The 23,663-nt window shown below is 30.7% G+C and carries 23 protein-coding genes and 1 other annotated feature; all 23 genes read left to right on the forward strand.

Annotated features, from left to right (window positions below; genetic code table 11):
• The first annotated feature begins 183 nt into the window (after positions 1 to 183).
• The 23 genes from CLCOS_RS18215 (at position 184) to CLCOS_RS18325 (ending at position 23,591) form a co-directional block, all read left to right on the forward strand.
• Positions 184 to 2,025 (forward strand): APC family permease, encoded by a 1,842-nt coding sequence (locus tag CLCOS_RS18215; protein ID WP_013237382.1) that lies wholly within the window; start codon positions 184 to 186, stop codon positions 2,023 to 2,025.
• A 797-nt stretch (positions 2,026 to 2,822) separates the two neighbouring features.
• Complete coding sequence (locus tag CLCOS_RS18220) at positions 2,823 to 3,260, forward strand: ACT domain-containing protein (RefSeq protein WP_013237384.1); 438 nt, start codon at positions 2,823 to 2,825, stop codon at positions 3,258 to 3,260.
• A 22-nt stretch (positions 3,261 to 3,282) separates the two neighbouring features.
• Positions 3,283 to 3,569, forward strand: a binding site (T-box leader).
• A gap of 101 nt (positions 3,570 to 3,670) precedes the next feature.
• Entirely contained in the window at positions 3,671 to 4,915 is a 1,245-nt protein-coding gene (locus CLCOS_RS18225) for a homoserine dehydrogenase (RefSeq protein WP_013237385.1), read from the forward strand.
• Between the two features lie 51 nt (positions 4,916 to 4,966).
• A complete protein-coding gene (thrB, locus tag CLCOS_RS18230; RefSeq protein WP_063601777.1) occupies positions 4,967 to 5,866 on the forward strand; it encodes a homoserine kinase in 900 nt (299 codons plus the stop codon).
• Positions 5,867 to 6,034: 168 nt separating this feature from the next.
• Positions 6,035 to 6,532, forward strand: coding sequence for a GNAT family N-acetyltransferase (locus CLCOS_RS18235; RefSeq protein WP_013237387.1), 498 nt, complete (start codon positions 6,035 to 6,037; stop codon positions 6,530 to 6,532).
• Between the two features lie 72 nt (positions 6,533 to 6,604).
• Positions 6,605 to 7,327, forward strand: a complete 723-nt coding sequence (locus tag CLCOS_RS18240) for a hypothetical protein (protein WP_013237388.1) — start codon at positions 6,605 to 6,607, stop codon at positions 7,325 to 7,327.
• Between the two features lie 179 nt (positions 7,328 to 7,506).
• A complete protein-coding gene (locus CLCOS_RS18245) occupies positions 7,507 to 7,767 on the forward strand; it encodes a DUF4321 domain-containing protein (protein ID WP_013237389.1) in 261 nt (86 codons plus the stop codon).
• An 11-nt stretch (positions 7,768 to 7,778) separates the two neighbouring features.
• Complete coding sequence (locus CLCOS_RS18250) at positions 7,779 to 8,357, forward strand: Maf-like protein (RefSeq protein ID WP_013237390.1); 579 nt, start codon at positions 7,779 to 7,781, stop codon at positions 8,355 to 8,357.
• A gap of 14 nt (positions 8,358 to 8,371) precedes the next feature.
• A complete protein-coding gene (gene radC / locus CLCOS_RS18255; RefSeq protein ID WP_013237391.1) occupies positions 8,372 to 9,064 on the forward strand; it encodes a RadC family protein in 693 nt (230 codons plus the stop codon).
• A gap of 14 nt (positions 9,065 to 9,078) precedes the next feature.
• Positions 9,079 to 10,089: a rod shape-determining protein gene (locus tag CLCOS_RS18260; protein ID WP_013237392.1), complete on the forward strand. Its 1,011-nt coding sequence runs from the start codon at positions 9,079 to 9,081 to the stop codon at positions 10,087 to 10,089.
• 9 nt (positions 10,090 to 10,098) lie between these two features.
• On the forward strand, positions 10,099 to 10,962 hold the full coding sequence (mreC, locus tag CLCOS_RS18265; RefSeq protein ID WP_063601778.1) for a rod shape-determining protein MreC: 864 nt from the start codon (positions 10,099 to 10,101) through the stop codon (positions 10,960 to 10,962).
• A 12-nt stretch (positions 10,963 to 10,974) separates the two neighbouring features.
• Positions 10,975 to 11,466 carry a rod shape-determining protein MreD gene (gene mreD, locus CLCOS_RS18270; protein ID WP_063601779.1) on the forward strand — a complete coding sequence of 164 codons (492 nt, stop codon included), beginning with the start codon at positions 10,975 to 10,977 and terminating at the stop codon, positions 11,464 to 11,466.
• Positions 11,467 to 11,484: 18 nt separating this feature from the next.
• A complete protein-coding gene (locus tag CLCOS_RS18275) occupies positions 11,485 to 14,169 on the forward strand; it encodes a penicillin-binding transpeptidase domain-containing protein (RefSeq protein ID WP_063601780.1) in 2,685 nt (894 codons plus the stop codon).
• 249 nt (positions 14,170 to 14,418) lie between these two features.
• Entirely contained in the window at positions 14,419 to 15,051 is a 633-nt protein-coding gene (gene minC / locus CLCOS_RS18280; RefSeq protein ID WP_063601781.1) for a septum site-determining protein MinC, read from the forward strand.
• Between the two features lie 234 nt (positions 15,052 to 15,285).
• Positions 15,286 to 16,083, forward strand: a complete 798-nt coding sequence (minD, locus tag CLCOS_RS18285) for a septum site-determining protein MinD (RefSeq protein WP_013237397.1) — start codon at positions 15,286 to 15,288, stop codon at positions 16,081 to 16,083.
• Between the two features lie 15 nt (positions 16,084 to 16,098).
• The gene (gene minE, locus CLCOS_RS18290; protein WP_013237398.1) at positions 16,099 to 16,365 is read left to right on the forward strand and encodes a cell division topological specificity factor MinE; all 267 of its coding nucleotides are present in this window, start codon (positions 16,099 to 16,101) and stop codon (positions 16,363 to 16,365) included.
• Positions 16,366 to 16,442: 77 nt separating this feature from the next.
• Positions 16,443 to 17,564 carry a rod shape-determining protein RodA gene (rodA, locus tag CLCOS_RS18295; protein ID WP_063601782.1) on the forward strand — a complete coding sequence of 374 codons (1,122 nt, stop codon included), beginning with the start codon at positions 16,443 to 16,445 and terminating at the stop codon, positions 17,562 to 17,564.
• 12 nt (positions 17,565 to 17,576) lie between these two features.
• Positions 17,577 to 17,948 (forward strand): methylglyoxal synthase, encoded by a 372-nt coding sequence (mgsA, locus tag CLCOS_RS18300; RefSeq protein ID WP_013237400.1) that lies wholly within the window; start codon positions 17,577 to 17,579, stop codon positions 17,946 to 17,948.
• 284 nt (positions 17,949 to 18,232) lie between these two features.
• A complete protein-coding gene (locus CLCOS_RS18305; protein ID WP_063601783.1) occupies positions 18,233 to 18,595 on the forward strand; it encodes a hypothetical protein in 363 nt (120 codons plus the stop codon).
• Positions 18,596 to 18,613: 18 nt separating this feature from the next.
• Complete coding sequence (locus CLCOS_RS18310; RefSeq protein WP_063601784.1) at positions 18,614 to 19,465, forward strand: M50 family metallopeptidase; 852 nt, start codon at positions 18,614 to 18,616, stop codon at positions 19,463 to 19,465.
• Positions 19,466 to 19,588: 123 nt separating this feature from the next.
• Positions 19,589 to 21,442 (forward strand): TIGR03960 family B12-binding radical SAM protein, encoded by a 1,854-nt coding sequence (locus CLCOS_RS18315; RefSeq protein ID WP_063601785.1) that lies wholly within the window; start codon positions 19,589 to 19,591, stop codon positions 21,440 to 21,442.
• The gene (locus tag CLCOS_RS18320; RefSeq protein ID WP_063601786.1) at positions 21,411 to 22,127 is read left to right on the forward strand and encodes a TIGR03936 family radical SAM-associated protein; all 717 of its coding nucleotides are present in this window, start codon (positions 21,411 to 21,413) and stop codon (positions 22,125 to 22,127) included. The genes CLCOS_RS18315 and CLCOS_RS18320 overlap by 32 nt, the downstream gene beginning before the upstream one ends.
• Before the next feature lie 24 nt (positions 22,128 to 22,151).
• Positions 22,152 to 23,591 carry a ribonuclease E/G gene (locus CLCOS_RS18325; RefSeq protein WP_063601787.1) on the forward strand — a complete coding sequence of 480 codons (1,440 nt, stop codon included), beginning with the start codon at positions 22,152 to 22,154 and terminating at the stop codon, positions 23,589 to 23,591.
• The last annotated feature ends 72 nt before the right edge of the window (positions 23,592 to 23,663 follow it).

Here is a 23,663-nt window from a genome sequence, read left to right on the forward strand (position 1 = left end):
GTATTAAATTGAAGAATTAATGAATAATATAGATAAATAACCTACTTTTAAGCTTTAGATTGACTAATTTAATTTAAAATAAGCTTTAAATATTCAAAAGAAGGTTATGATAAAAGTTAATTATAATATATAATCATTCCATACTAAACTTAAAAGAAAATTTACTTTTAGAGGAGCAAAAAAATGGGATCTAAATTAGAAAAACTTTTAATAGGAAAAAGTTTAAAAACTGAAGAATTAAAAAGTGAAAAATTAAATGTATTTTGGGGACTACCTATATTATCTAGTGATGCTATTTCTTCAGTGGCTTATGCAGGAGAGGAAATACTTTGGGTATTAATACCTGTAATTGGAATAATGTCATATAAATATATGTTTTATGCTACATTGTGTATTGTACTTTTAATGTTTTTAGTTACTATGTCTTATAGACAAACTATAGACGCTTATCCAGGCGGTGGTGGATCATACATTGTAGCCAAAGATAACCTAGGTACAACACCAGGACTTGTAGCAGGCGCATCACTTACTATAGGATATATACTTACCGTTGCAGTCAGTGCTTGTGCAGGAACAGCAGCAGTAACATCTGCAATTCCATCACTTTTTCCATATAAAGTTCAAATAACTTTATTGCTAATACTATTTATGACTATAGGAAATCTTAGAGGACTTAGAGAATCTTCTAAAATGTTTGGTGTACCTACATATTTGTTTATTATATCTATACTAGTTATGATTGCATGGGGAATATGTAAGGTTAAAATTTTTGGATATACTCCAGTAGCTGCTTATAAAGTACCTCAGGTTACAGGAGATATAACTCTCTTTTTATTTTTAAGGGCTTTTTCTTCAGGATGTACAGCCTTAACGGGTATTGAAGCAGTAAGTAATGGAATACCTAACTTCAAAGAGCCGTGTCAAAAAAATGCTAAGAAAGTATTAGGACTTCTTTCTTTTACTGTATTTATAGTATTTTTAGGTTTATCTTACCTGGCAACATTATATCATTCAGTTCCTAATTCTAATGTAACCGTAGTAGCTCAGATAGCAGCTCAGGTATTTGGGAACAATGTTATGTTTTATATAATTCAGGCAACTACTGCAATTATACTTATTATGGCAAGTAATACAGCCTTCGCAGGACTTCCAATGCTTTTAGCATATATAGCTAAGGATGGTTTTGCACCAAGACAGTTTGCCAAAAGGGGAAAAAGACTTGGATATTCTAATGGAATTATAACTTTAGGAATTATATCTTGTTTATTAGTTGTATTATTTAATGGCGAAACTCACTATTTAATGCCTCTTTATGCTGTAGGAGTTTTTATATCTTTTACATTATCACAGTTTGGGATGCTTGTAAGATGGGTTAAAATAAGGAAACAAGGGTGGGTTCACAGAGCTTTTATAAATGGTGTAGGTGCTTCTGTAACTTTATTTACAGCTGTTTTACTTGGAATAACAAAATTTACAAGTGGAGCTTGGATAGTTTTTATACTTATACCAACTATAGTATATTTCATGGCGATTATAAAAAAACATTATACTAAAGTAGCAGAACAGTTAAGACTATCTATTGATGAAAAACCTAAAGAAATAAATTTTGCAGAACAAAAGAGATACGTAATAGTTCCTATTGACACTTTGAATAAATCTTTTTTGAAAGCTTTAAATTATGCAAGAACAATTTCTAAAAATATAATAGTTTTTCATGTTTCTGTAGATGATGAGGCTACAAATAAGCTTTTGAAAAAATGGCACGAATATGATGTGGACATACCAATAATAGTAAAAAAATCACCTTACAGAAGTATTGTGGGTCCTCTTGTTAAATTTATAGAATCCGAAGAGTACTCAGCAGGATCTAAGGATACAGTTACTGTAGTTCTTCCCCAATTTGTAGTTACAAAATGGTGGGGAAATATACTTCATAATCAAACGGCATTATTTATTAAAACCATGCTTTTGAGAAGAAGAAATATAGCTATAGTTACAGTACCATATATAATATTTGAAGATTAAAGAAAATATATAGAGTTTCTAAACGAAAAATAAACTTGTGTTCCGAATATTTTTACAACCACAAGTACGTTAAATATTTTGATAAGTCTAAGCAGAAAATTTACAAAAAGCTAAGACCTTTTGAAAACTCGTACCTCAAACAATTCAAAAGGTCTAAGTTTTTTTGCAAATTTTCCACTAAGACTTATATGCAAAATATTTAAATGTACTTGCTTATTGTAAAATATTTCTACGCACAAGTTTATTTTTTAGTTAAAACTTTATATTTGATTATGCATTTTTAGTTATTAATGCCTCAAGTTTTGCAGTTTAAAAAAATTACGAAGCAATATTTTTGAGAGGACAGAGGACAATTGACAGAGGACAGTGAAGGAGGATTTTTCTCCGCTGCACTACGAAAAATTTTTAATTAAATTTTTAATGGCTCATTTGGCTAAAGCGAAATATCGTTGACTTATATAAATTTTAGGATTGTTTTGCATTAGCAAAACAATCCTAAAAAAATAAATTAGTTTTCTGACGTAAGGAGGAAAACTTACCTTCATTGTCCTCTGTCCTCTGTCAATTGTCCTCTTGAAAAATTACGTCGTAATTTTTTTATATTAAGTCAAAATTTTATATGTTCGAAAGTCGAGTTAACTCTTAATTAAAATATAATTTGCATGTAAAGGATTACTTGCATTTTGAGATAAAAATTTTCATAAAAACTGTTGAATATTTATTTTTATTATGATATTATAATTCATATACTTCAACAACATACATGTGTATTTGAATGACGGACAAGGCGGGGTTTTATGAATAATAGATTTCTTATAATTGATACTAAAATACTTCCTGATGTGTTTGACAAAGTTGTAAAGGTAAAAGAACTTTTGAGAACTGGTTGTGTAAAAGACATATCAGAAGGTGTAAAGAAAGTAGGCATAAGTAGAAGCAGTTATTATAAGTACAAAGATTCAGTGTTTACATTATCTGAAGGTATAACAAGTCACAAGGTAACTATTGGACTTATATTAGCTCATAAGACTGGGTCACTATCAAATATACTTGATAAAATAGCGCAAAGAAGGGGCAACATATTGACTTTAAATCAGGATATACCCATAAATAATGCGGCTGCTGTATCTATAACTTTTGATGCTTCTAAATTGGAAGTAGAAATTAATGAACTTGTTGAAGAGATAGGTAAGTTAGACAGCGTTATAAGTGTAAGTTTGGTAGCAGTGGAATAGATGAAGTTTGTTTTAATTATGTGCAAAAACAATGAAAAGGAAAAGTAAATAATGTATTGCTTTTAGAGAGGGGGATTCATAGGCTGTAATATTCCCTAAGTTAATATTTATTGAAAACCACCTTTGAGTTGTATACTGAAATTTAATAGTAGGTATTTCCGCAGATCTGCGTTATGGATATTGAGAGACAGTAATGGCTTTTAAGTAATGGATGAATATCCTAGGCTGTAATGGGGCTTAGTTATTTTAGTGATAACTAAAAATTGACACTGTTAATTGGGTGGAAACGCGATAAAACTCGTCCCAGTAGGGAAGGGTTTTTTTAACATTAGAATGTAACTTAATACTTAAATAAATTTATCTGAGTTTTAGAATTACTTGATAAGATTAAATAATTAGGGGGAAGTAAAATGGCAAATATAGCAATGCTTGGATATGGAGTAGTAGGAAGTGGAGTAGCTGAACTTATATCTAGAAATAGATATAAATTTAAAGATGAACTAGATGAGGAATTGGTAATATCAAAAATTTTGGTTAGAAATGTAGATAAACACTTAAACAATAAAAATAGGGGGCTTTTAACAGAAAATATAGAGGATATATTCAATGAAAAGGTGGATATCATAGTGGAAGCTATGGGGGGGCTAAATCCATCTTATGAATATATAAAAAGAGCTTTAAATATGAAAAAACATGTAGTTACAGCTAACAAGGATTTGATGGCAGAAAGAGGATATGAGCTTTTGCAGTTAGCTAAAAAAAATGGAGTTACCATTCATTTTGAGGCAAGTGTTGGAGGGGGAATACCTATATTGAAATCAATGAATGAATGTCTTGTGGGAAATGAAATAAAGAGTATCAAATCTATATTAAATGGTACTACAAATTTTATATTGTCAAAAATGAGTCATAATGGTATGAGTTATGAAGAAGCTTTAAAACTTGCTCAGGAAATGGGTTTTGCAGAAGCAAATCCAGAATCAGATGTTAAAGGATATGATGCAGCTAGAAAGCTTTCAATTTTATCTACTATTGCATATAACAGAAGAGTGGATTGGAAGAATATAAATATAGAAGGAATTACACAAATTGATAGCGATGATTTCAGATATGCCAAAATGCAAAAGTGTAGTATAAAACTTCTTGGAATCAGTAAGGTATCTGAAGATGATATATATGCAACTGTTATGCCAGTTATGGTAAAACAAGATTCTATGCTCGGGAAAATTGAGAATGAATACAATGCTATTTTAGTAGAAGGAGATGCAGTAGGAGACGTGATGTTTTCAGGAAAAGGAGCAGGTATGTTTCCTACAGCTAGTGCAGTTTTTGCAGATATAGCAGATATAGTTGAAAATAAAAGAGAAAAAACTATTACTTTTAGTAGTGAAAAGGCTAGTATAAATAAGAGCTGGAATTTAAAAAGTAAATGGCTTTTAAGAATTAAAACACAAAATAGAGTAGAAATTATAGAAAGTATATCTTCAAGTTTTAAAAGCTGTTATATTTTGTCTAATAGTGTTTCTGGAAATAAGGAAGAAGTTGTAGCTTTTGTAAATGCAGATAACGAAGATTTAATAGATGAATATATTGAAAAAGTAAAAAGTGAAAAAAATGTGCAGTCTGTGAAGAAGTTATTGGTTTTAGATAAATAATGAGAATAGAATTTTAGCAAAGGTTTTTACAAAATTGGAGGGATATTAGATATGACTAAAGTCAAAGTTAGGGTGCCGGCGACTACAGCAAATATGGGACCGGGATTTGATACTTTAGGTATGGCACTCAAATTATACAATGAAATTGAAGTTGAAGAAATAACTGGAAAAACTGAAATATATAATGGTGGATTAAAGTTAGAAGAGGATTTTAGGGAAAATCTTATATACCAAAGCATAGTGAGTGCTATGAATGAACAAGGATATTCTTATAATGGATTTAAAATAAATGTGCTTAAATGTGATATACCTATGTCAAGAGGGCTTGGAAGTAGTTCTGCATGTATAGTAGGTGGTATAACAGCTGCAAATGCAATTATGGAAAATAAAATGGATATGGAAGATGTAATTGATTTGGCTACGAAAATAGAGGGACATCCTGATAATGTTGTACCTGCAGCACTTGGAGGAATGGTAATATCTATAAAAGTGGGCGAGGATATAAAACATTCAAAGGTAAATGTACCAAATAAGTTAAAATTTGTTGCTATGATACCATCTTTTAAGGTTAGCACAGCTCTTTCTAGGGAAGTTCTACCTAAATCTTATTTAAAAGAGGACTGTATATTTAACACTTCTAGGTCTGCTATGCTTATAAGTGCTCTTTATAACAATGAATTTGACAAACTTAGAATATGTTTTGAAGATAAAATCCATCAACCTTATAGAAAAAGTTTAATAAGAAATTTTGATGATGTTTTTAAAAAATCCAAAGACTTAGGATCTATAGGAGAATTTATAAGTGGTTCAGGATCTACACTTATGGCAGTAGTGGATAAAAATGCAGAGAAATTTGTAAGTTCCATGAAAAATTTCTTAAGTGAACTAGAAGATACTTGGAAGGTTATTTTACTTGATCCAGATTTACAGGGAGCTAGAGTTTTAAATTAGTCTACTAATGGTAATGTAGTTAATTGGAATTAGTGATTTAAGAATTCAGTGTTGTTTTTATGTCAATTGATTTAATAAATAAAGGAATTTTTAAATTTGTGTAGAATTTTAAAAGTATAATCCTTTAATAGAGTTAAATCAAATTAAATGTACAAAAGAGGTGAAGCAATGCTGGATGTTAAAATAGAATATAAAGATATAAAAATCTCTAATGTGCAAGAAAAAGATTTAGTGTCCATACAAAAATTGATGAATAGGAAGGATTTCCTAGAGGGAGAAACAAATTTAGAAGATCTAAGAGAGAGATTTTTGGAGAGCTATATAAGTCAGTGTGAGTTCTTTTTAAAAATAGAAAAGGGCAGTATTTTAATAGGAATATTAAAGGGGAGAATTGAGTTTAAAAATGAAAATGAACTTTGGATATGGTATTTTTATCTATCTGAAGTATATAAAAATACAAGTTTAGGGGGCATTTTAATAAAAGAAATAATAGAGTATTTTTCTAGAGAATATGATGTGACTGAATTTTTTGCTAGAACAATTAAAAATGAAATTGAAAACATGAATATCTGGAAAAGTGCTGGGTATAAAGCTATTAGAATAGTAAAGAATTTCTATGACATAGATGGAAAGCACATGGACATGATAATTATGAAAAAAATTTAATAATTATCAGTAATAATTTTTTTATCCCATAATATTAATATATAAAAATAGTATAAAATTAGGGGTGAAAAAATGAAGTACACACGATATGATTTAAAAAGAGAGAAAAGTACTAAGTCTTTTGTGTTTTTTACGTGTATAATACTTGCAGCTGCATTTATACTAGGAACTTTTATATTTAAAGTGGTATTTAGAACATCAGGAAATTTAAATGACAATACGGCCAGTACTGTATCTCAAAATAAGGTTCAAAATACTTCTGATAAGAGTAGTTCAGCTGTAGATGGTAAATCTACTGAATTTATAGCTGTACAAGGTGGAGTTTATAAAGATAAAAATAACGCAGCAGAGGAAAAGAGTTTGTTAGCTAAATATGGATTTCCATTTTGTATACAGGATTCAGATAAGACAAGGGTATTTTTAGGTGTGTTTCAAGAGGATGTTGGAGAAAAAATGATGAAATCTCTTACAGACCAAAAAATAGACAATTCAAAAATGGCATTTACAATAAAGAGGGATGATCTGTGTAATGTTGAAATAGCAGAAATAATAAATGCAAATCTAGAGATACTAAATAAGCTTTCAGAACAAGATGTAAAATCTATACAAACAGATGAATTAAAAAAATGGTGTTCTTCTTTAAAAAGTGAAAAAACGGAAAATGGCAATAATAAATTAGTTTTAAAAGATTTAACAGAATATGTAAACAAGCTTCCTAAAGAAATAACGAAGGATAAAGCTGAAGAAAATTATATGTATATATTTAATATATTAAAAAAAGTAAAATCTAATTAATTTTATCTTGTTAAGATAATCGGTCATAATATAAGGGCAAGTACGGGGACATTTACACCAATACTTGTCATTTTTATGTTTAATTAAAAAATTTTTTTGAACAATAATATATATACTTGTTTATGCTTTTATTAAATGATAAACTATATAAGATATAATGTTAAGGTAGGGGGATTTTTGTGAGAGGGGCTGAAAAAGGTAAGAGCTTTTTATGGTTTCTTATAATTTTAGGAGCTATATGTGGAAGTCTTATAGGAGATGCTATTGGAAATAATTTTAGTTTTCTAAACTTTTTTAAAAATTCTTATTCTGTAGGGATGACTGAACCAGTTATATTAAATCTTAAGGTTGTAGTATTGACTTTAGGAGCAAAGTTTAGTATAAACATTATGACTATAATTGGTATAATTGTGGCTATAATACTATATAGAAGATATTAGGAAGTGATGACATGGAGATTGTATTGGCTTCGGCTTCCAGTAGGCGAAAGGAACTTTTAAAGAGATTAACAGGAAATTTTGAAGTTATGGTAAGTGATTTTGATGAAAATTCTGTTGAATTTAATGGAAATTGTGGTTCTTATGTTATGGAGCTAGCTGAAGGTAAAGCTAAAAATGTGTGCTCAAAGTTGAAAGACAGTAGTTCTATAATAATAGGATGTGATACAATAGTATTTTTTAAAGAAAAGGTACTTGGAAAACCACGTAGTATAGAGGAAGGTTTTCATATGCTGAAATCCTTAAGCGGAAATGAGCATAAGGTATATTCAGGCATAGCAATTATAGATAAATCCTCAAATAAAATAATTAAGGACTTTGTGTGTACTCGTGTAATATTTTCTAAAATAGACGATAAACGCATAAGGGAGTATTTAAAAACAGGAGAATATAAGGATAAAGCAGGTGCCTATGGCATTCAAGGTCATGGAGGAGTTTTTGTAAGAGAAATCCATGGATGTTATTATAATGTAGTAGGATTACCTTTAAATAAGTTGTATAATATGTTAAGTGAGATGGGGTTAAATCTATAATAAGGAGTTTTTAAATGAATGAATTAGTAAAAATTATGGATTTACCACAAAATGAAAGACCTAGGGAGAGGTTATTCAGATATGGACCAGAAGTTCTTTCTAATTCAGAACTTTTGGCAATAATACTTGGTTCAGGTACAAAAAAAGAAAATATAATATCTTTAAGCAGCAGGATTATAAAAGACAATGGAGGACTAAATGGAATTTTTAATTCTAATTTAGAAGATCTTATGAATATTAGGGGCATTGGAAAGGCAAAATCTGCTAAAATATTTGCTGTGGTGGAATTGGCAAAGAGATTCAAATCCTATAGGGATGGTGATGATTATAAGATATGCAATCCAGGAGATGCAGCAATGCTTGTCATGGAAGAAATGAAGGGATTGAAGCAGGAATATTTTAAAGTTATTATGTTGAATACAAAAAATATAGTTATAGGCATTAGAGATGTATTTATAGGAAGTTTAAATTCTGCACTGGTACATCCAAGGGAAGTATTTTACTATGCTATAAAGAAAAATAGTGCATCTATAATTGTGTGCCATAACCATCCTTCGGGAGATCCATCACCTAGTAATGAGGATATAAATATAACACATAGATTAAAAGAATGCGGTGAACTTTTAGGCATACAGCTATTAGATCATCTTATAATAGGAAACGAAATATATGTTAGTTTAAAACAAAAAGGAATTTGTGGATATTGAAAGGAGTAATATAAATGGGATTTTTTGGAATGTCAAGAGACATGGGAATTGATTTAGGAACAGCTAATACACTCATATATGTTAAAGGAAAGGGAATAGTACTTAGAGAGCCTTCTGTAGTTGCTATAAATAATGATGTAAAGAAGGTAATGGCAATAGGTAATGAAGCAAAAGATATGATAGGAAGAACTCCTGGTAATATTGTGGCTATAAGACCGCTAAAAGATGGCGTTATTGCTGATTTTGATGTTACTCATACTATGCTTAGAAAATTTATAGAAAAAGTAAGTCCTAAGTCAGCATTTACTAGTCCTAGGATATTTGTATGCTTTCCATCTGGAGTTACGGAAGTTGAAAAAAGGGCAATAGAAGAGGCAACAAAGCATGCAGGAGCAAGGGACGTGCTTTTAATGGAGGAACCTATGGCAGCTGCTATTGGCGCAGGACTTCCAGTAAATGAACCAACAGGAAGTATGATTGTAGATATAGGTGGAGGTACTACAGAAGTAGCTATAATATCACTTGGAGGAATTGTTACAAGTAAATCTTTAAGAATTGCTGGTGATGAGTTGGATCAGGCTATAATAGGCTACATAAAGAAAGAATACAATTTAATGATAGGTGAAAGAACTGCGGAAAATGTAAAAATTGAATTAGGTTCAGCTTTTGATATAGGTGAAGAAAATTCCATGGAGATAAGAGGAAGAGACTTAATATCAGGGTTACCTAAGGTTATAAATATAACAGAAGGTGAAATAAGAGAAGCTCTTAAGGAACCTGTAGCAGCAATAATTGATGCTATAAAAACTACCCTTGAAAAGACACCACCAGAACTTGCATCAGATATAATGGACAAAGGAATTATGCTTGCAGGTGGTGGAGCTATGCTTAGAGGATTGGATCAGTTGATAAATCAAGAAACACATATGCCTGTTCATATAGCTGAAGCACCTCTTGATTGTGTTGCACTAGGTGCTGGAAAAGCTCTTGATACTATTGATAAAATAGTAGCTAGTAGAAAATAGTGATGTATTATGAGATTTTTGAGAAATAAACTTGTATTAGCTATAATAGTACTTTCGATTATTTTTTTAGCTTTGATCTCTTTTAGTATCAAGGGTAATAGCAACTCAATTGTAAGAAATGGCATAGGTGTTACTTTTAATTCTTTTCAAGGAGGATTATACAAGGTCAATAATAGTATAAAAAATTCTCTGAGTTTTATAATAAACTTTTCTAGGGTAAAAAGTGAAAATGAGGAATTGAAGAAGGAAAATAGTTCACTAAAAAATAAATTAGTAGAATATAATTCACTTAAAAATGATAATTCCCAACTAAGAAAAGAGCTGAATTTTAAAAGCCAAAAATCAGAATATGATTATATAGGCTGTGACGTAATAGGTAGAAGTAGTGATGGAATTTTAAATGAATTTGCAATAAATAGAGGCAGTAAGGACGGTATAAAAAAGCAGATGGTCGCAGTTACTGCTGATGGATTGGTGGGACAGGTTGTCCATGTGGAAAGCAGTTGGTCTATAGTACAGTCTCTGGCTAACGAAAATCTAGCAGTAGGTGGGACTATTGAAGGTACTTCGACAGATACAAATGATGTGACAAATAGTGGTATGGTAAAAGGATACAGTGATGGTAATAATCAATTTTTAGCAAAATTATATTATCTTCCACAGGACTCTACTATAAAAAAGGGAGATGTTATCTTAACATCAGGAATTAATAGTTCATATCCTAGAGGAATAAGAATTGGAACTGTAATAAGTGTAGAGGATGATAAGGGAAAAGTAATGAAAAATGCTTTGATAAAACCTTATGTGAATTTTGATAAGCTTCAGGAGCTACTTATTGTGGTGCCTCAAGACAAAACGGATATAAAATACTAGGGTGGATGTAAAATGAAAAAATTATTAGTATTAGTTCTATTATCAGTTCTGCTATTTATTTTGGATAATTCACTGATGCCTTTTTTTGCGGTGAAGAGTTTTTATCCAGGGTTACTTATAATATTTGTAATTTGCTATTCCATTGTAAATGGAACGTGGGAAGGTATGTGGCTTGGAGTGTTTGCAGGGTTACTTCAGGATATATACTTTTCATATGGTTTTGGAATAAACTCGTTCACAAATATGATAGTATGTGTAATTGCAGGTATTGTAGGAAATAGTATATTTAGAAAAAGAAGACTTATTCCTGTTATTTCTTGTTTTTTACTTGTTTTGTTTAAGGGTTTGTTAATAATGGGCATTTTATACTCATGTGGAGTGTATGTGAATATAAAAAATGTATTTTTCACAGGAATTTATGATATGGTTTTGTGTATATTTATGTATAAACCAATATATAATCTTTGTAGTAAAGATTATATGGAAGCTAAGTGGAAATTTTAAAGGTGGAGATGATATTTTTTGAAAGAGAAGAAGCATTCTAATATTACAAGATATACTGTACTAGCAGTTATTATGGTAGCTATTTTTGCAACTATTGCTGGAAGACTTCTCTTTCTCCAAGTAGTAAAGGGGCAGGAATATAAAGAGCAGTCCAATAATAAATCTTTGACAGAAATACAGGAAGCGGCACCAAGAGGAAAAATTTTGGACAATAAAGGTAACATTTTAGCTACTAGTAACCAAAGTTATGTGCTCATATACAATCAAACGGATGAAAATGATAAGACTTTTTTTCCTACTATGAGTAAAGTATTTAAGATACTAGATGAAAGTGGGGAAAGTCAGAAGGATGATTTTGAACTTAAGATAAATCCTTATAGGTTTGAATTTAGAAGTGATGATGAAGAAACTAGAAAGAATCTTGAAATTAAGTTTAAAAGGGATAGAGGATTAAATGACGAAATAGAAAAGAAAATTAAAAGCAAAAATAAAAATATATCTGAAGATGATTTGAAGAGTTTAGTGAATAAAGAACTACTCAAAATAACTCCAGAGGATACTTTCAAAAAGCTTATTGCCAAGTATAAAATAAGTAGTGCATATTCTTTAGAAGATCAGAGAAGATATATGATTATTAAGGATACTTTAAAAATGCAGAGTTATTCTGGGTATAAACCTGTAACAGTTGCAAGTAATATAAAAAAGGATACTGCCTTTAAATTTTTACAAATGTCAAATGAACTCCCGGGAATAGATGTGGATACCCAGCCTATAAGATATTATCCTAATAAGGAACTGGGATCTAGCTTTATAGGATATATATCTAAAATATCTTCTGATTATGATAAATACAAGGAAAAAGGTTATGATGTAAGTAGTGATTATGTAGGTCAGGCAGGTATAGAAGGTGCGCTTGAAGATAGATTGAAAGGGTCAAAGGGAGGAAAAATAGTAAAGTTGAATAAAAATGGAAAAATAGTTCAAGAACTAGGTACAAAGGACTCTTATCCAGGTCAAACAGTTCAGCTAACAGTGGATTCCACGGTTCAAAAAGCAGCAGAAGATGCACTTGATACTACTATGGCAAGTCTCAGAGCTAATCCTTACGGACAGGATAGATCTGATACTACCAATGCAACTAGAGGAGCAGCAGTGGTGCTTGATGTGAATACGGGAGCTGTACTTGCCATGGCAAGCAGGCCAGGATATGATCCAAACATGTTTGCAGTTCCTGGAATGATTTCTCAAGATTTATATCAACAATATTTCAATCCGGATTTAGGAGCTTTTGGGAAGGAATATATAGAAAAGAGAAATATAACTTCAAACTTTCCAGGAGAGACAGAGGATCAGGTACTAAATACATTATTCCCACTTGATACAAGTATAAAAAATAACACTACTATAAGACAGGATGTTTATGACATATATCCAAAACCGTTTTATAATTATGCTACTCAGTCTTTAATACCTCCGGGTTCTACATTTAAGCCAATGACTGCTATTGCAGGTCTTGAAAGTGGAGTAATAAATCCAGGCTTTTGTGTAGATGATACTGGACAGTTTGATCAGGGCGGAAAAATTGTAAAGTTTATATTGGATGGTCCAAAAGGAGTAGTGGATTTGGCAAAGGCTCTACAAGTATCCAGTAACCCTTATTTTATGACTGTAGGTAAGCGAATTCGTGAGGCTCTTGGAGACGATGGACTTGCCAAATATGCATGGAAGTTTGGACTTGGCGTTCCTGTAAATAGTGATGTAAAAGCATCCACTGGGATAGAAATCCCAGAAAAGTTTGGGCAAGTATACAATACAGTATCGAATAAAAATACCTATGCTAGTACTTATTTGTGGCAGGTTATGGCTGATCTTAGAGATGGTCAGGATGATAAGGGTCATAAGGTAGCTTCACTTAATCTATATGATAATAGCAGTGATTCAAGCAAGATAAAGCAAATTAAAAATGATATCAAAACTTTGATAAAGAATTCTGTAAAAGATGGAAAGAGTGCTTTTGATAAAGCAAAATACAAAGAATTATTTTCTGAACTTGTAAAGGAAGATCCTAATAACAAAAAGGATATAAGTGATGAAAAGATGGATGATTTGATTGATGTCATATACAGTATAACTGTTTCAGATGCAAATGCTCAGTTAAAGGTACCGGCTAATATAGAAAATGCTGCTATAGGACAAGGGTTGAATGAGTTTACTCCTCTTCAGATGGCAAATTATATTGCCACTCTTGTGAATGGTGGAACTAGATATAAAGTACATTTGGTAGACAAATATTTAAATTCTAACGGAGGAATTATTGAGCAGGTTAAACCAGAAGTCATACAGAAAACTGGAATTAATCAAGAAACTGTAGAGGCCATTAAAGCTGGAATGGGATCAGTTAATGAAGGCGGTACAGCAGCGCAGATATTTAGAGGATTTCCTATAAGTACAGGAGGAAAGACCGGTACTGCAAGTTTAGGAAATCAGGAACAAATAGGTAGAACCGACTATTCTGAATATGTTGGGTTTGCGCCTCTTGATAAACCTGAAATAGCAGTATGTGCAGTTCTGTTTGATGGTGGTCAAGGAGGATATGGTGCAGCTACTGTAACAAGAGATATTTTTTCAGCATACTTTGCTGAAACAGGCCGTATAACTACTAGTACACCTACTAGTACAAGTACTCAACAAAACAGTAATTAAAATAAAGGGGCTGTCGCACTAAGAATAAATATTACAATATACTGTGTTTATCATTAATCTTTAAAACAATATATTGTATGTAAATTTCTTAATGTGACAGCCCCTTATATGATAATAGTTTTAATTAGAATTTAGCTTAAATAAGAATTTCCAGAACAAGTATTATATTAAAAAATAAAGTTGGAGATTAGGAAGGATTTATGTAAAGAGTGTTGAAATAATATATGAGGTGACTTATGGAGGCTAATTATGAGGAATAATAATATAGTAATTAAGGGTAATAGAGATGGAATAAATATAATTATAAATAATAATGGTTTTAAAGATTTTGATGAAATGCTTGAAAGTTTAATTAAAAGGCTTTCAACTGGAAAAATGTTTTATAAGGGATGTACTCTGAAAATAACAACAGAATTAAAGAGCTTAAATGAAAAGCAATTTAATGAACTTAAAAATATATTGTTTGAAAAATTTCTCATAAAGGATTGCATATTTGAGGACAGCAGTGAAAAACCAAGCAAAGTATTTTCGGGAATTTACGAAGGAAGAACTAAATTTTTACATAGGACGGTTAGAAGTGGTCAAATAGTAAATTATTCGGGAAATATAGTTGTAATTGGAGATGTAAATGCAGGTTCCGAAATATATGCAGGGGGTAATATAATAGTTTTTGGAGCGCTTCATGGATATGCCCATGCTGGATTTGGGGGGAATGCAAAAGCTATAGTTGCTTCAATTTGTTTGCAGCCGGAAATGCTTCAAATTGCAGACATAGTTACCAGATCACCAGAGGACAATATTAAACCACAGTATCCAGAAGTAGCTAAGATTAGGGAAAATATAATAATAGTAGAACCCTATTTGCCTAATAAGTTTATTTGATATCTCATAGTTAGTAAGAACTTCAGCTTTATTTTATGCTGAAGTTCTTTGTTAGTAACTTTAAAGCTATATAATTGGTATAAATTGTACTGAATAATATTCTGGATTATTCTTGCTATGTCTAGTATAATATTCTATAGATGGTTTTATTGCTTAGATGATTATCGTTAATTGTATACGTTCATATATTAAGAGAGATTTGTCTAATAAATTTATTTGATGGAGGTAGTATAGATGGGAGAAGCAATTGTAGTAACATCAGGCAAAGGTGGAGTGGGAAAAACTACTACTACGGCAAATATAGGCACTGCATTAGCTGCTTTGAATAAAAGTGTAGTAGTAGTAGATGGAGATACAGGACTTAGAAATTTAGATGTTCTTATGGGACTTGAAAATAGAATTGTATTTACCATACTTGATGTAGTAGAAGACAAGTGCAGATTAAAGCAGGCTCTTATAAAGGATAAGAGGCTACCAAACTTGTATCTTTTGCCTACAGCACAAACAAGAGATAAAGATGATATAAGTACCCAAGATATGCTAAATTTAATTGAAGAATTAAAAAGTGAATATGACTACGTAATTATAGATTGTCCTGCAGGAATTGAGCATGGATTTGAAAATGCAATAGTAGGGGCAGATAGGGCATTAGTTGTAGTAAATCCTGAAGTTACTTCAGTTAGGGATTCTGACAGAGTCATTGGAAAGTTAGATGCTAAAGGAATTGAAAAACATCAACTTATAGTAAACAGAATAAATTATGAAATGACTAAAAATGGAGATATGCTGGATGTAAATGATATATTAGATAGTTTGGCTATAGAACTTATAGGAGTAGTGCCGGATGACAGAAATATAACTATTTCTACAAATAAGGGTGAACCTATAGTACTCACTAGCAGCTCATTATCAGGACAAGCATTTAGAAATATAGCTAAGAGAATAACAGGGGAAAAAGTGCCTCTTATGGATTTGAATACTAGCCATGAAGGATTGTTTTCTTCAATAAAGAAACTATTTGGTATTAAATAAAGGGGGAGTAAGGGAATGGATTTGTTTAAGATGTTCTCTAGGCAATCTTCCAAAGATGTAGCTAAAGAAAGATTGAGATTAATACTAATACACGACAGATGTGATATGTCAAAGGAAGTATTAGACAATATAAAAGATGACATACTTAAAGTACTTTCAAAATATATGGAGATAGATCGTTCTGAAATAGATGTAAAAATGACAAATTCAGAGGAATTAACGGGAAATTCAGCAGCACTTGTGGCCAGTATACCTATAAAAAAGGTTAAGTATAATAAATAGGCTATGTATAAATTATGCATAGCTTTTTTATGTTCCTGTGTTATAATCATTATAGTTGCATTGGAGGGATGTATAAAATGCTTGAAAAATTTGTCATAAACAGGAAGCTTTTAAGGGAATTTGATTTTCCTATACTAATTACTGCCATAATTATATGTATCTTTGGAAGTTTAAATATTTATAGTGCCTCCCATATGAGTGATGGAACTCATTTTTTAAAATCACAGCTTATGTATATGGCTGTAGGGATTGTACTAACTTATTTTATACTTCTAGTAGATTATTCTGTCATAAAAGGTTATGTTGGTATAATATACTGGTTTTGTGTGTTTTTACTTATAATAAATTGCATACCAGCATTTCAGGCTACGGTTAATGGAGCTTCATCATGGATTAAAATTGGTCCTGTTAGCATGCAGCCTTCTGAATTTGCAAAAATAGGAATTGTATTAATGATTGCAAAAAAACTAGAGGATATGGAAGGAAATATAAACAACGTAAAAAATTTTATGAAGCTTATGATTTATCCACTTATTCCTATGGCTCTAATTGTAAAACAGCCTGACATGGGAATGACAATGGTATGTTTTTTTGCAGTTCTTGGAATAGTTTTTGTTGCAAAATTGGATTTAAGAGTATTAATAGGAGGGCTTTTGGCATTAACTGTTTTAATAGTTATAGCTTTAAATACACCTCTTATAGAAGAATATCAAAAAATGAGAATAATATCTTTGTTTAATCCTGAAAAATATCAAATGTCTTATGCTCTTCAGGTTACCCAATCACAAATAGGAATTGGTTCAGGTGGAATTTGGGGAAAAGGATTCTTGAAGGGAACTCAGATATCAGGAGGGTATGTACCAGAGGCCCATACAGATTTTATATTTTCTGTAGTTGGAGAAGAATGGGGACTTGTTGGGGCTTTAGCTTTGATACTGTTTTATGTTATTATACTTTATAGGTCCATAAAAATATCCAGGGAAGCTAAAGATATTTTTGGATCTATAGTATGTGTAGGAATAGCCTCAATGATGTTATTTTCAATTTTTCAAAATGTAGGTATGACTATAGGATTACTTCCTATAACAGGTATAACATTGCCTTTTATGAGTTATGGTGGAAGTTCGCTGCTTGCAGCATTTATAGAAATAGGTTTAATTTTAAACATAGGTATGAGAAGGAAAAAGATTAATTTTTAGGGGGAAATTTATATGAGAATTGCTTTTATAGCACATGATAAGAAAAAAGACGATATAGTAGATTTTGTAAAAAGATATAAAGATGTTTTTGAAGGTCATGAGATTTTTGCTACAGGAACTACAGGAAAGCTTATAAATGAGATGACAGGTCTAAAAGTTAATAGATTTCTTTCAGGACCATTAGGTGGGGATCAAGAAATAGGAAGTAAAGTGGCACAGGGAGAAATGGATATAGTTATTTTTTTAAGAGATCCTTTAACTTCACAGCCCCATGAACCAGATATTGCTGCATTACTTAGAATCTGTGATGTTCACTGTGTTCCTCTAGCTACTAATTTAGGTTCTGCAGAAGTTTTTGTAAAAGCACTAAAGTCACATAATTAGTAGACAAGCTATATTTTTTAGTTGATAGTTAAGAATGAAGAATTAATAGTTAGTGAGAACTTTTCTTCACTATGTTATGAAAAATTTTAAATTTATAGGCTATTGAAGCTTTGCTTCAATAGCCTATGTTTTAGACTTTTTGAAGTGTTAACGGAAAAAAATCATCCATAACTATTAACTATTAACTCTTAATTTTTAATTATTAAAAATATGCTTAAGTAATAAATAGGTTGCCCCTTAAATATATATAATTATGTGTATCATTTTAAATGGGGGAATCTATATTGGGAAATTATGATTCGGAATACCAAAATTATTATAATTCTTTAAAAGGAAGAGCCAATTACTCACCGCACCATGATAGAATAAGAAGTAGTGGGGGTTTCTTTTTTCAAAAGAGTAATTATTTGGTCAAGAGAATTATAAGGGATCTAATAGGAGTGTTAGTGTTGTTTGCATTCGTTATAGTTTGTAAAATTGTACAAACTCCACAGACTAAAAGTGTATATAGTTATTCTAAGGAAGTTGTGAATGAAAATTATGATTATAGCAAAATAGAAACTCAACTCAAAAATATAAATATAAATGATATTAAAAACGGGGCTGAAAATGTAATGAATCGTATTAGAGTAAATGAAGAAGAATAAATTTTAAGAGGTATTTCTGTGATTAAAATAAGTAAATATTTTATACCATATGTGATATTTCTGATTTTTATAGGGTATAAAGGGAAACTTATTTATACTTTTATTATAGTTTTCTTTCATGAAATGGTTCACTATTTAGCTGCTAGGTATTATAAATTTTCTGGATTTGACGTAGAATTTATAGCAATAGGGGCAGTTATAAAACTTAAAGATATAGATGAAGCATTTCCAAGAGAAGATCTAATGATTTCAATTTCTGGTCCTGCAGCTAATTTAATTTTTAGCGCAGTTTTTTATTTTGCATATAAGAATTTTTGCTCAAGCATTTTCTATATGTTCTTCTCTATAAATTTAGCTATAGGATTATTTAATTTAATACCGGCTTTTCCTTTGGATGGAGGAAGAATATTGAGAAGCATCTTAAACTTAAAAATGACTTATAGAAAAGCAAATAGAATTATGATAATGACAAGTATACTTATTGGAATATCACTTATGTTTATGTACATTCTCTTATTTTTAAATGGATATAGCAATTTTAGTATAGGAATAATAGGGATATTTATAGTTACTACTTCTTTAAAGGAAAATGAAAGGATATCATATATAATTATGGGTGATATAATTAGAAAAAGGTACAAATTTATAAAGAGAGGTTATATTGAAAACAGGGCTTTATCAATATACTATAAACAGAATTTGCTTACAGCTATGGGGCTATTTGATAAGAATAAGTATAATACATTTATGGTCTTAGATGATGAGATGAATTTAATAGATACAATATACGAAGAAGAAATTATAGAAGGGTTGAAGTTATATGGAAATATAACTCTAGAAAAATTTATTGAAATATTAAATGATAAATAATACTTTTTAACCTAAGGAAAGAACAAGATTGTATAGATTTTGTCTTTGCCTTAGGTTTATATATTTTAAATTATTTTTGGTTATGCTAAAATATAGGAATGATACCTAAGAGGAGGATTTTTAATGAATAGAATTTCTGATGATATATTATTTAAAGTGGAAAAACCTGCCCGATATATTGGAGGGGAGATGAATTCCTATGTAAAAAATAAGGATGAAGTAGATATTAGATATGCATTTTGCTTTCCGGATGTATATGAAGTTGGAATGTCATACCTTGGTATGAAAATACTTTACTATATACTAAATGAAAGAAAAGATACTTATTGTGAAAGAGTATTTGCACCCTGGCCTGATATGGAAGAACTTATGAGAAAAAATAATATATCACTTTATGGACTTGAGAGCAAAGATCCTATAAAGAATTTTGATTTTATAGGGTTCACTCTTCAATATGAAATGAGTTATACTAATATTTTAAATATGTTAAATTTAGCTGGACTTTCTATTAGGGCTTCTGATAGAGGAGAAGAAGATCCTATAATTATGTGTGGAGGGCCCTGTGCCTATAACCCTGAACCTCTCTTTGATATAGCAGATATGTTTGCTTTAGGTGAATCAGAGGAACAGATGAACGAGATTATGGACCTTTACAAAGAGTATAAAGGAAGAAAAAAAGAATTTTTGAGGGCGGTGTGCCATATAGAGGGTATATATGTGCCTTCTCTTTATGATGTAAACTATAATGAAGATGGAACCATAAGAGAATTTAAACCGCTTTATGATGATGTGCCACCTAGGATTACTAAAAGGATAATCAAAAATTTTAATGATGTGGAATATCCAGATAAAATTATAGTGCCTTATACAGATATAGTACATGACAGGATAACTCTTGAGACTTTTAGGGGATGTACTAGAGGATGCAGGTTTTGTCAGGCAGGTATGATATACAGGCCTGTAAGGGAGAAAAAAACATCTAAACTTTTGGAAACAGCAGATAAGCTTATAAAAAGTACAGGATATTCGGAGGTATCTCTTACTTCTTTGAGTATATGTGATTATTCAGATTTAAAAAATTTAGTTGTTAATTTTATAAATGAACATAAAAAAGACAAAGTAGGGTTATCCTTGCCTTCACTTAGAATAGATTCTTTTTCTGTAGGACTTATAAATGAAATACAAAAAGTTAGAAAAACTGGACTTACTTTTGCACCAGAGGCAGGAAGTCAGAGAATGAGAGATGTAATAAATAAGGGTGTTACAGAGAAAAATTTGATGGATTCTGTAAGCAGTGCTTTTGAGTCTGGATGGTCTACCATAAAGTTGTATTTTATGATAGGGCTTCCCTACGAAACAATGGAAGATGTAAAGGAAATTGCACATTTATCCCAAAAAGTAGTGGATGAATATTTCAAAGTACCTAAGGATAAAAGAAAAAAGGGATTAAAAGTAACAGTTAGTACTTCAATATTTGTGCCAAAACCTTTTACACCATTTCAGTGGACTGCTCAAATAAAAATGGAAGATGTTAAAGAAGAAATTAGAGAATTGAGATCTTCCATAAACAGTAGGCATATAGTATATAATTGGCATGAGAGTCCTTTAAGCTATTTGGAAGCTGTATTTGCAAGGGGAGATAGAAGGCTCTGTGAAGTACTTATTAAAGCTTACGAAAAAGGAGCTAAGTTCGATAGTTGGTCGGAGTATTTCAATTTTGATTTATGGGAGGAAGCCTTTAAAGAATGTAATGTAGATGGCGATTTTTATGCTTATAGAAATAGAAGTTATGAAGAAATACTTCCCTGGGATTTCATAGATATAGGAGTAAATAAGAAATTCCTAATAGAGGAAAATGAAAAGGCTAAAAAGGCTGAAGTAACTCCAGATTGTAGATTGGGATGTAAAAATTGCGGAGTTAATGTTAATTTAGGAGGTAAATGCTTTGAGGGCTCAGTATTTAATAAAGTTCAGTAAAAAACATAGTATAAGATTCATAGGACACCTTGATTTATTGAGAACCATACAGAGGATGATAAAGAGATCAGAGCTTCCTGTAGAATATTCTAAGGGATTTAATCCACATATAAATATGTCTATAGCACAGCCTCTAGCTGTAGGAGTTTATTCCTGCGGAGAATATATGGACTTATATTTTGAAGAAGAAGTTTTAGAAGATCATATTAAAGAAAAATTAAATAAAAATGCACCTAGTGGAATAGAAGTGTTAAGGGTGGATAAGGTAAAAAATGTAGAAAATAAAAAAGTGTTTAAATCTATGGCAGAAATAAATGCAGCTAAGTACATAATCAACATAAAATATAAAGACATAAGTAAACTTAAAGAAAGCATGGAAAACTTAATGAAATCCCCAGCTTGGAATACAATAAAGAAGACCAAAAAGGGAGAAAAGGAAATAGATATAAAAAAGTTAATAAAGAAATTGAACTATGATGTTTTTGAAAATAAACTTAGGATAGAAACTGTGATAAGCTGTGGAAGTGTAGAAAATTTATCTCCAGAACTTTTATCAAGCTTTATACAAGATAATACTGAAAATGCTGACAAAGATTGTTTTATTGATATAATGAGAGAAGAAGTATATGGGAGAAGACAGAATAAGTTACTCCCATTATATGAGTATGTATCAGACTTATATTAACCTGAAGGAGAGGTGAACTATGGTTTGGAAGAAGTATTTGTTGAAAGAAGTGCGGAAGGTTTTTTGAGAATTGCTATAAAGGAAAATGGTATTCTAAAAGAATGCCATATTCAGGAAGAAAGGGGCAATGCTTACCCGGGAGAAGTGTACATAGGTGTAGTTAAAAATGTAGTACCAGCTATAAAATGTGCTTTTATAGATATAAACTGCAGGAGAAATGCCTATATGTATATGGATAGCAAGTTTAGAAATCTTAACTTAAAAAAAGGTGAAAAAATTTTGGTACAGGTGACAAAGGAAGATTATGGAAGAAAAGGAGCCAAAGTTATTAAGATTATAAGCTTACCAGGTAAATATTGCGTTTTAAGTAATTTTAGCAAAGGCATGAGGTTTTCACAAAAAATACAGGATGAATCGTTTAAGAAGCTTATATTGGAGAAAATAAAAATACCATCAGGTATTGGGGTAATGATAAGAACCGATGCCCAGAATGTTCCAGCAGAATTTATAAATAAAGAAATCCATAAATTGAATGATATATATAACAAGATAAAAAATAAAGCTCAGTATGCCCTAAAACCTGAACTCATGTTTGATAGTGGGGGTGCGCTGGGTGAAGTACTTAGAGATAGATTGTGGGATAGTAATTTAAAGATATATGTAAACAATGATGTGGATTATAAATATATAGAGGATTTTCTAAAAGGTGTATGCAATGTAAATGTACACCTAGAACTGTATACGGGTGAAAAAACTCTTCTGTCTCATTATAATATGGAACATGAAATATTAAATTTACGAAATAATAGAATAGAATTAAATTGTGGTGGATATATAGTTATAAATAAAACAGAAGCTATGTTTGTAATAGATGTTAATTCGGGTAAAAACATAAGAAATAATAAAATGGATAAAACAGTATTTATAACTAATCTACAAGCGGCGGAAGAAATTGCAAGGCAAATAGTGCTTAAAAATTTAAGTGGAATAATATTAATAGATTTTATAGATATGGAGGATGAGGCAGATAAGAAAAAGGTTATGGACAAACTTAAAGCTGGTTTCTTAAATAGCAAAAGTAAGGTTGTTATATACCCTTTTACGGAGTTGAATCTAGTGCAGATAGCTAGAAAAAGACAGGGTAAACCAATATATGATTATATAGAGGAAGATTGCAGGTACTGTGATGGAACGGGAAAAAAAATAAAACTATCTTATATGATGGTTCTCATAAGAAATGAAATTTCAAATATAAGTTGTGACAGGGATGTAAAAGATTTTCACATACAGATAGATGTATCTTATGAAAAAGATGTTAAAAATAATATGGATAGGTTTATAAAAAGCATAGGTGCTGGGGATAAGAGAATATATATTACTTATGAAAAGAAAGTATCTTATAAGATAGAACCCCTTGAGTTTATGAGCCAGATAGAACATCTGAAAGAGTTTAAAGTAAATTGAAAAAACTTTACAAACAATAACATATGTGTTAAAATGGCATTTGTAGACCGCTCAAAAAAGGTTTTATAAATT

The organism is Clostridium coskatii (genome assembly GCF_001675205.1).
In the GTDB taxonomy this organism is placed as follows: Bacteria; Bacillota; Clostridia; order Clostridiales; family Clostridiaceae; genus Clostridium_B; species Clostridium_B ljungdahlii.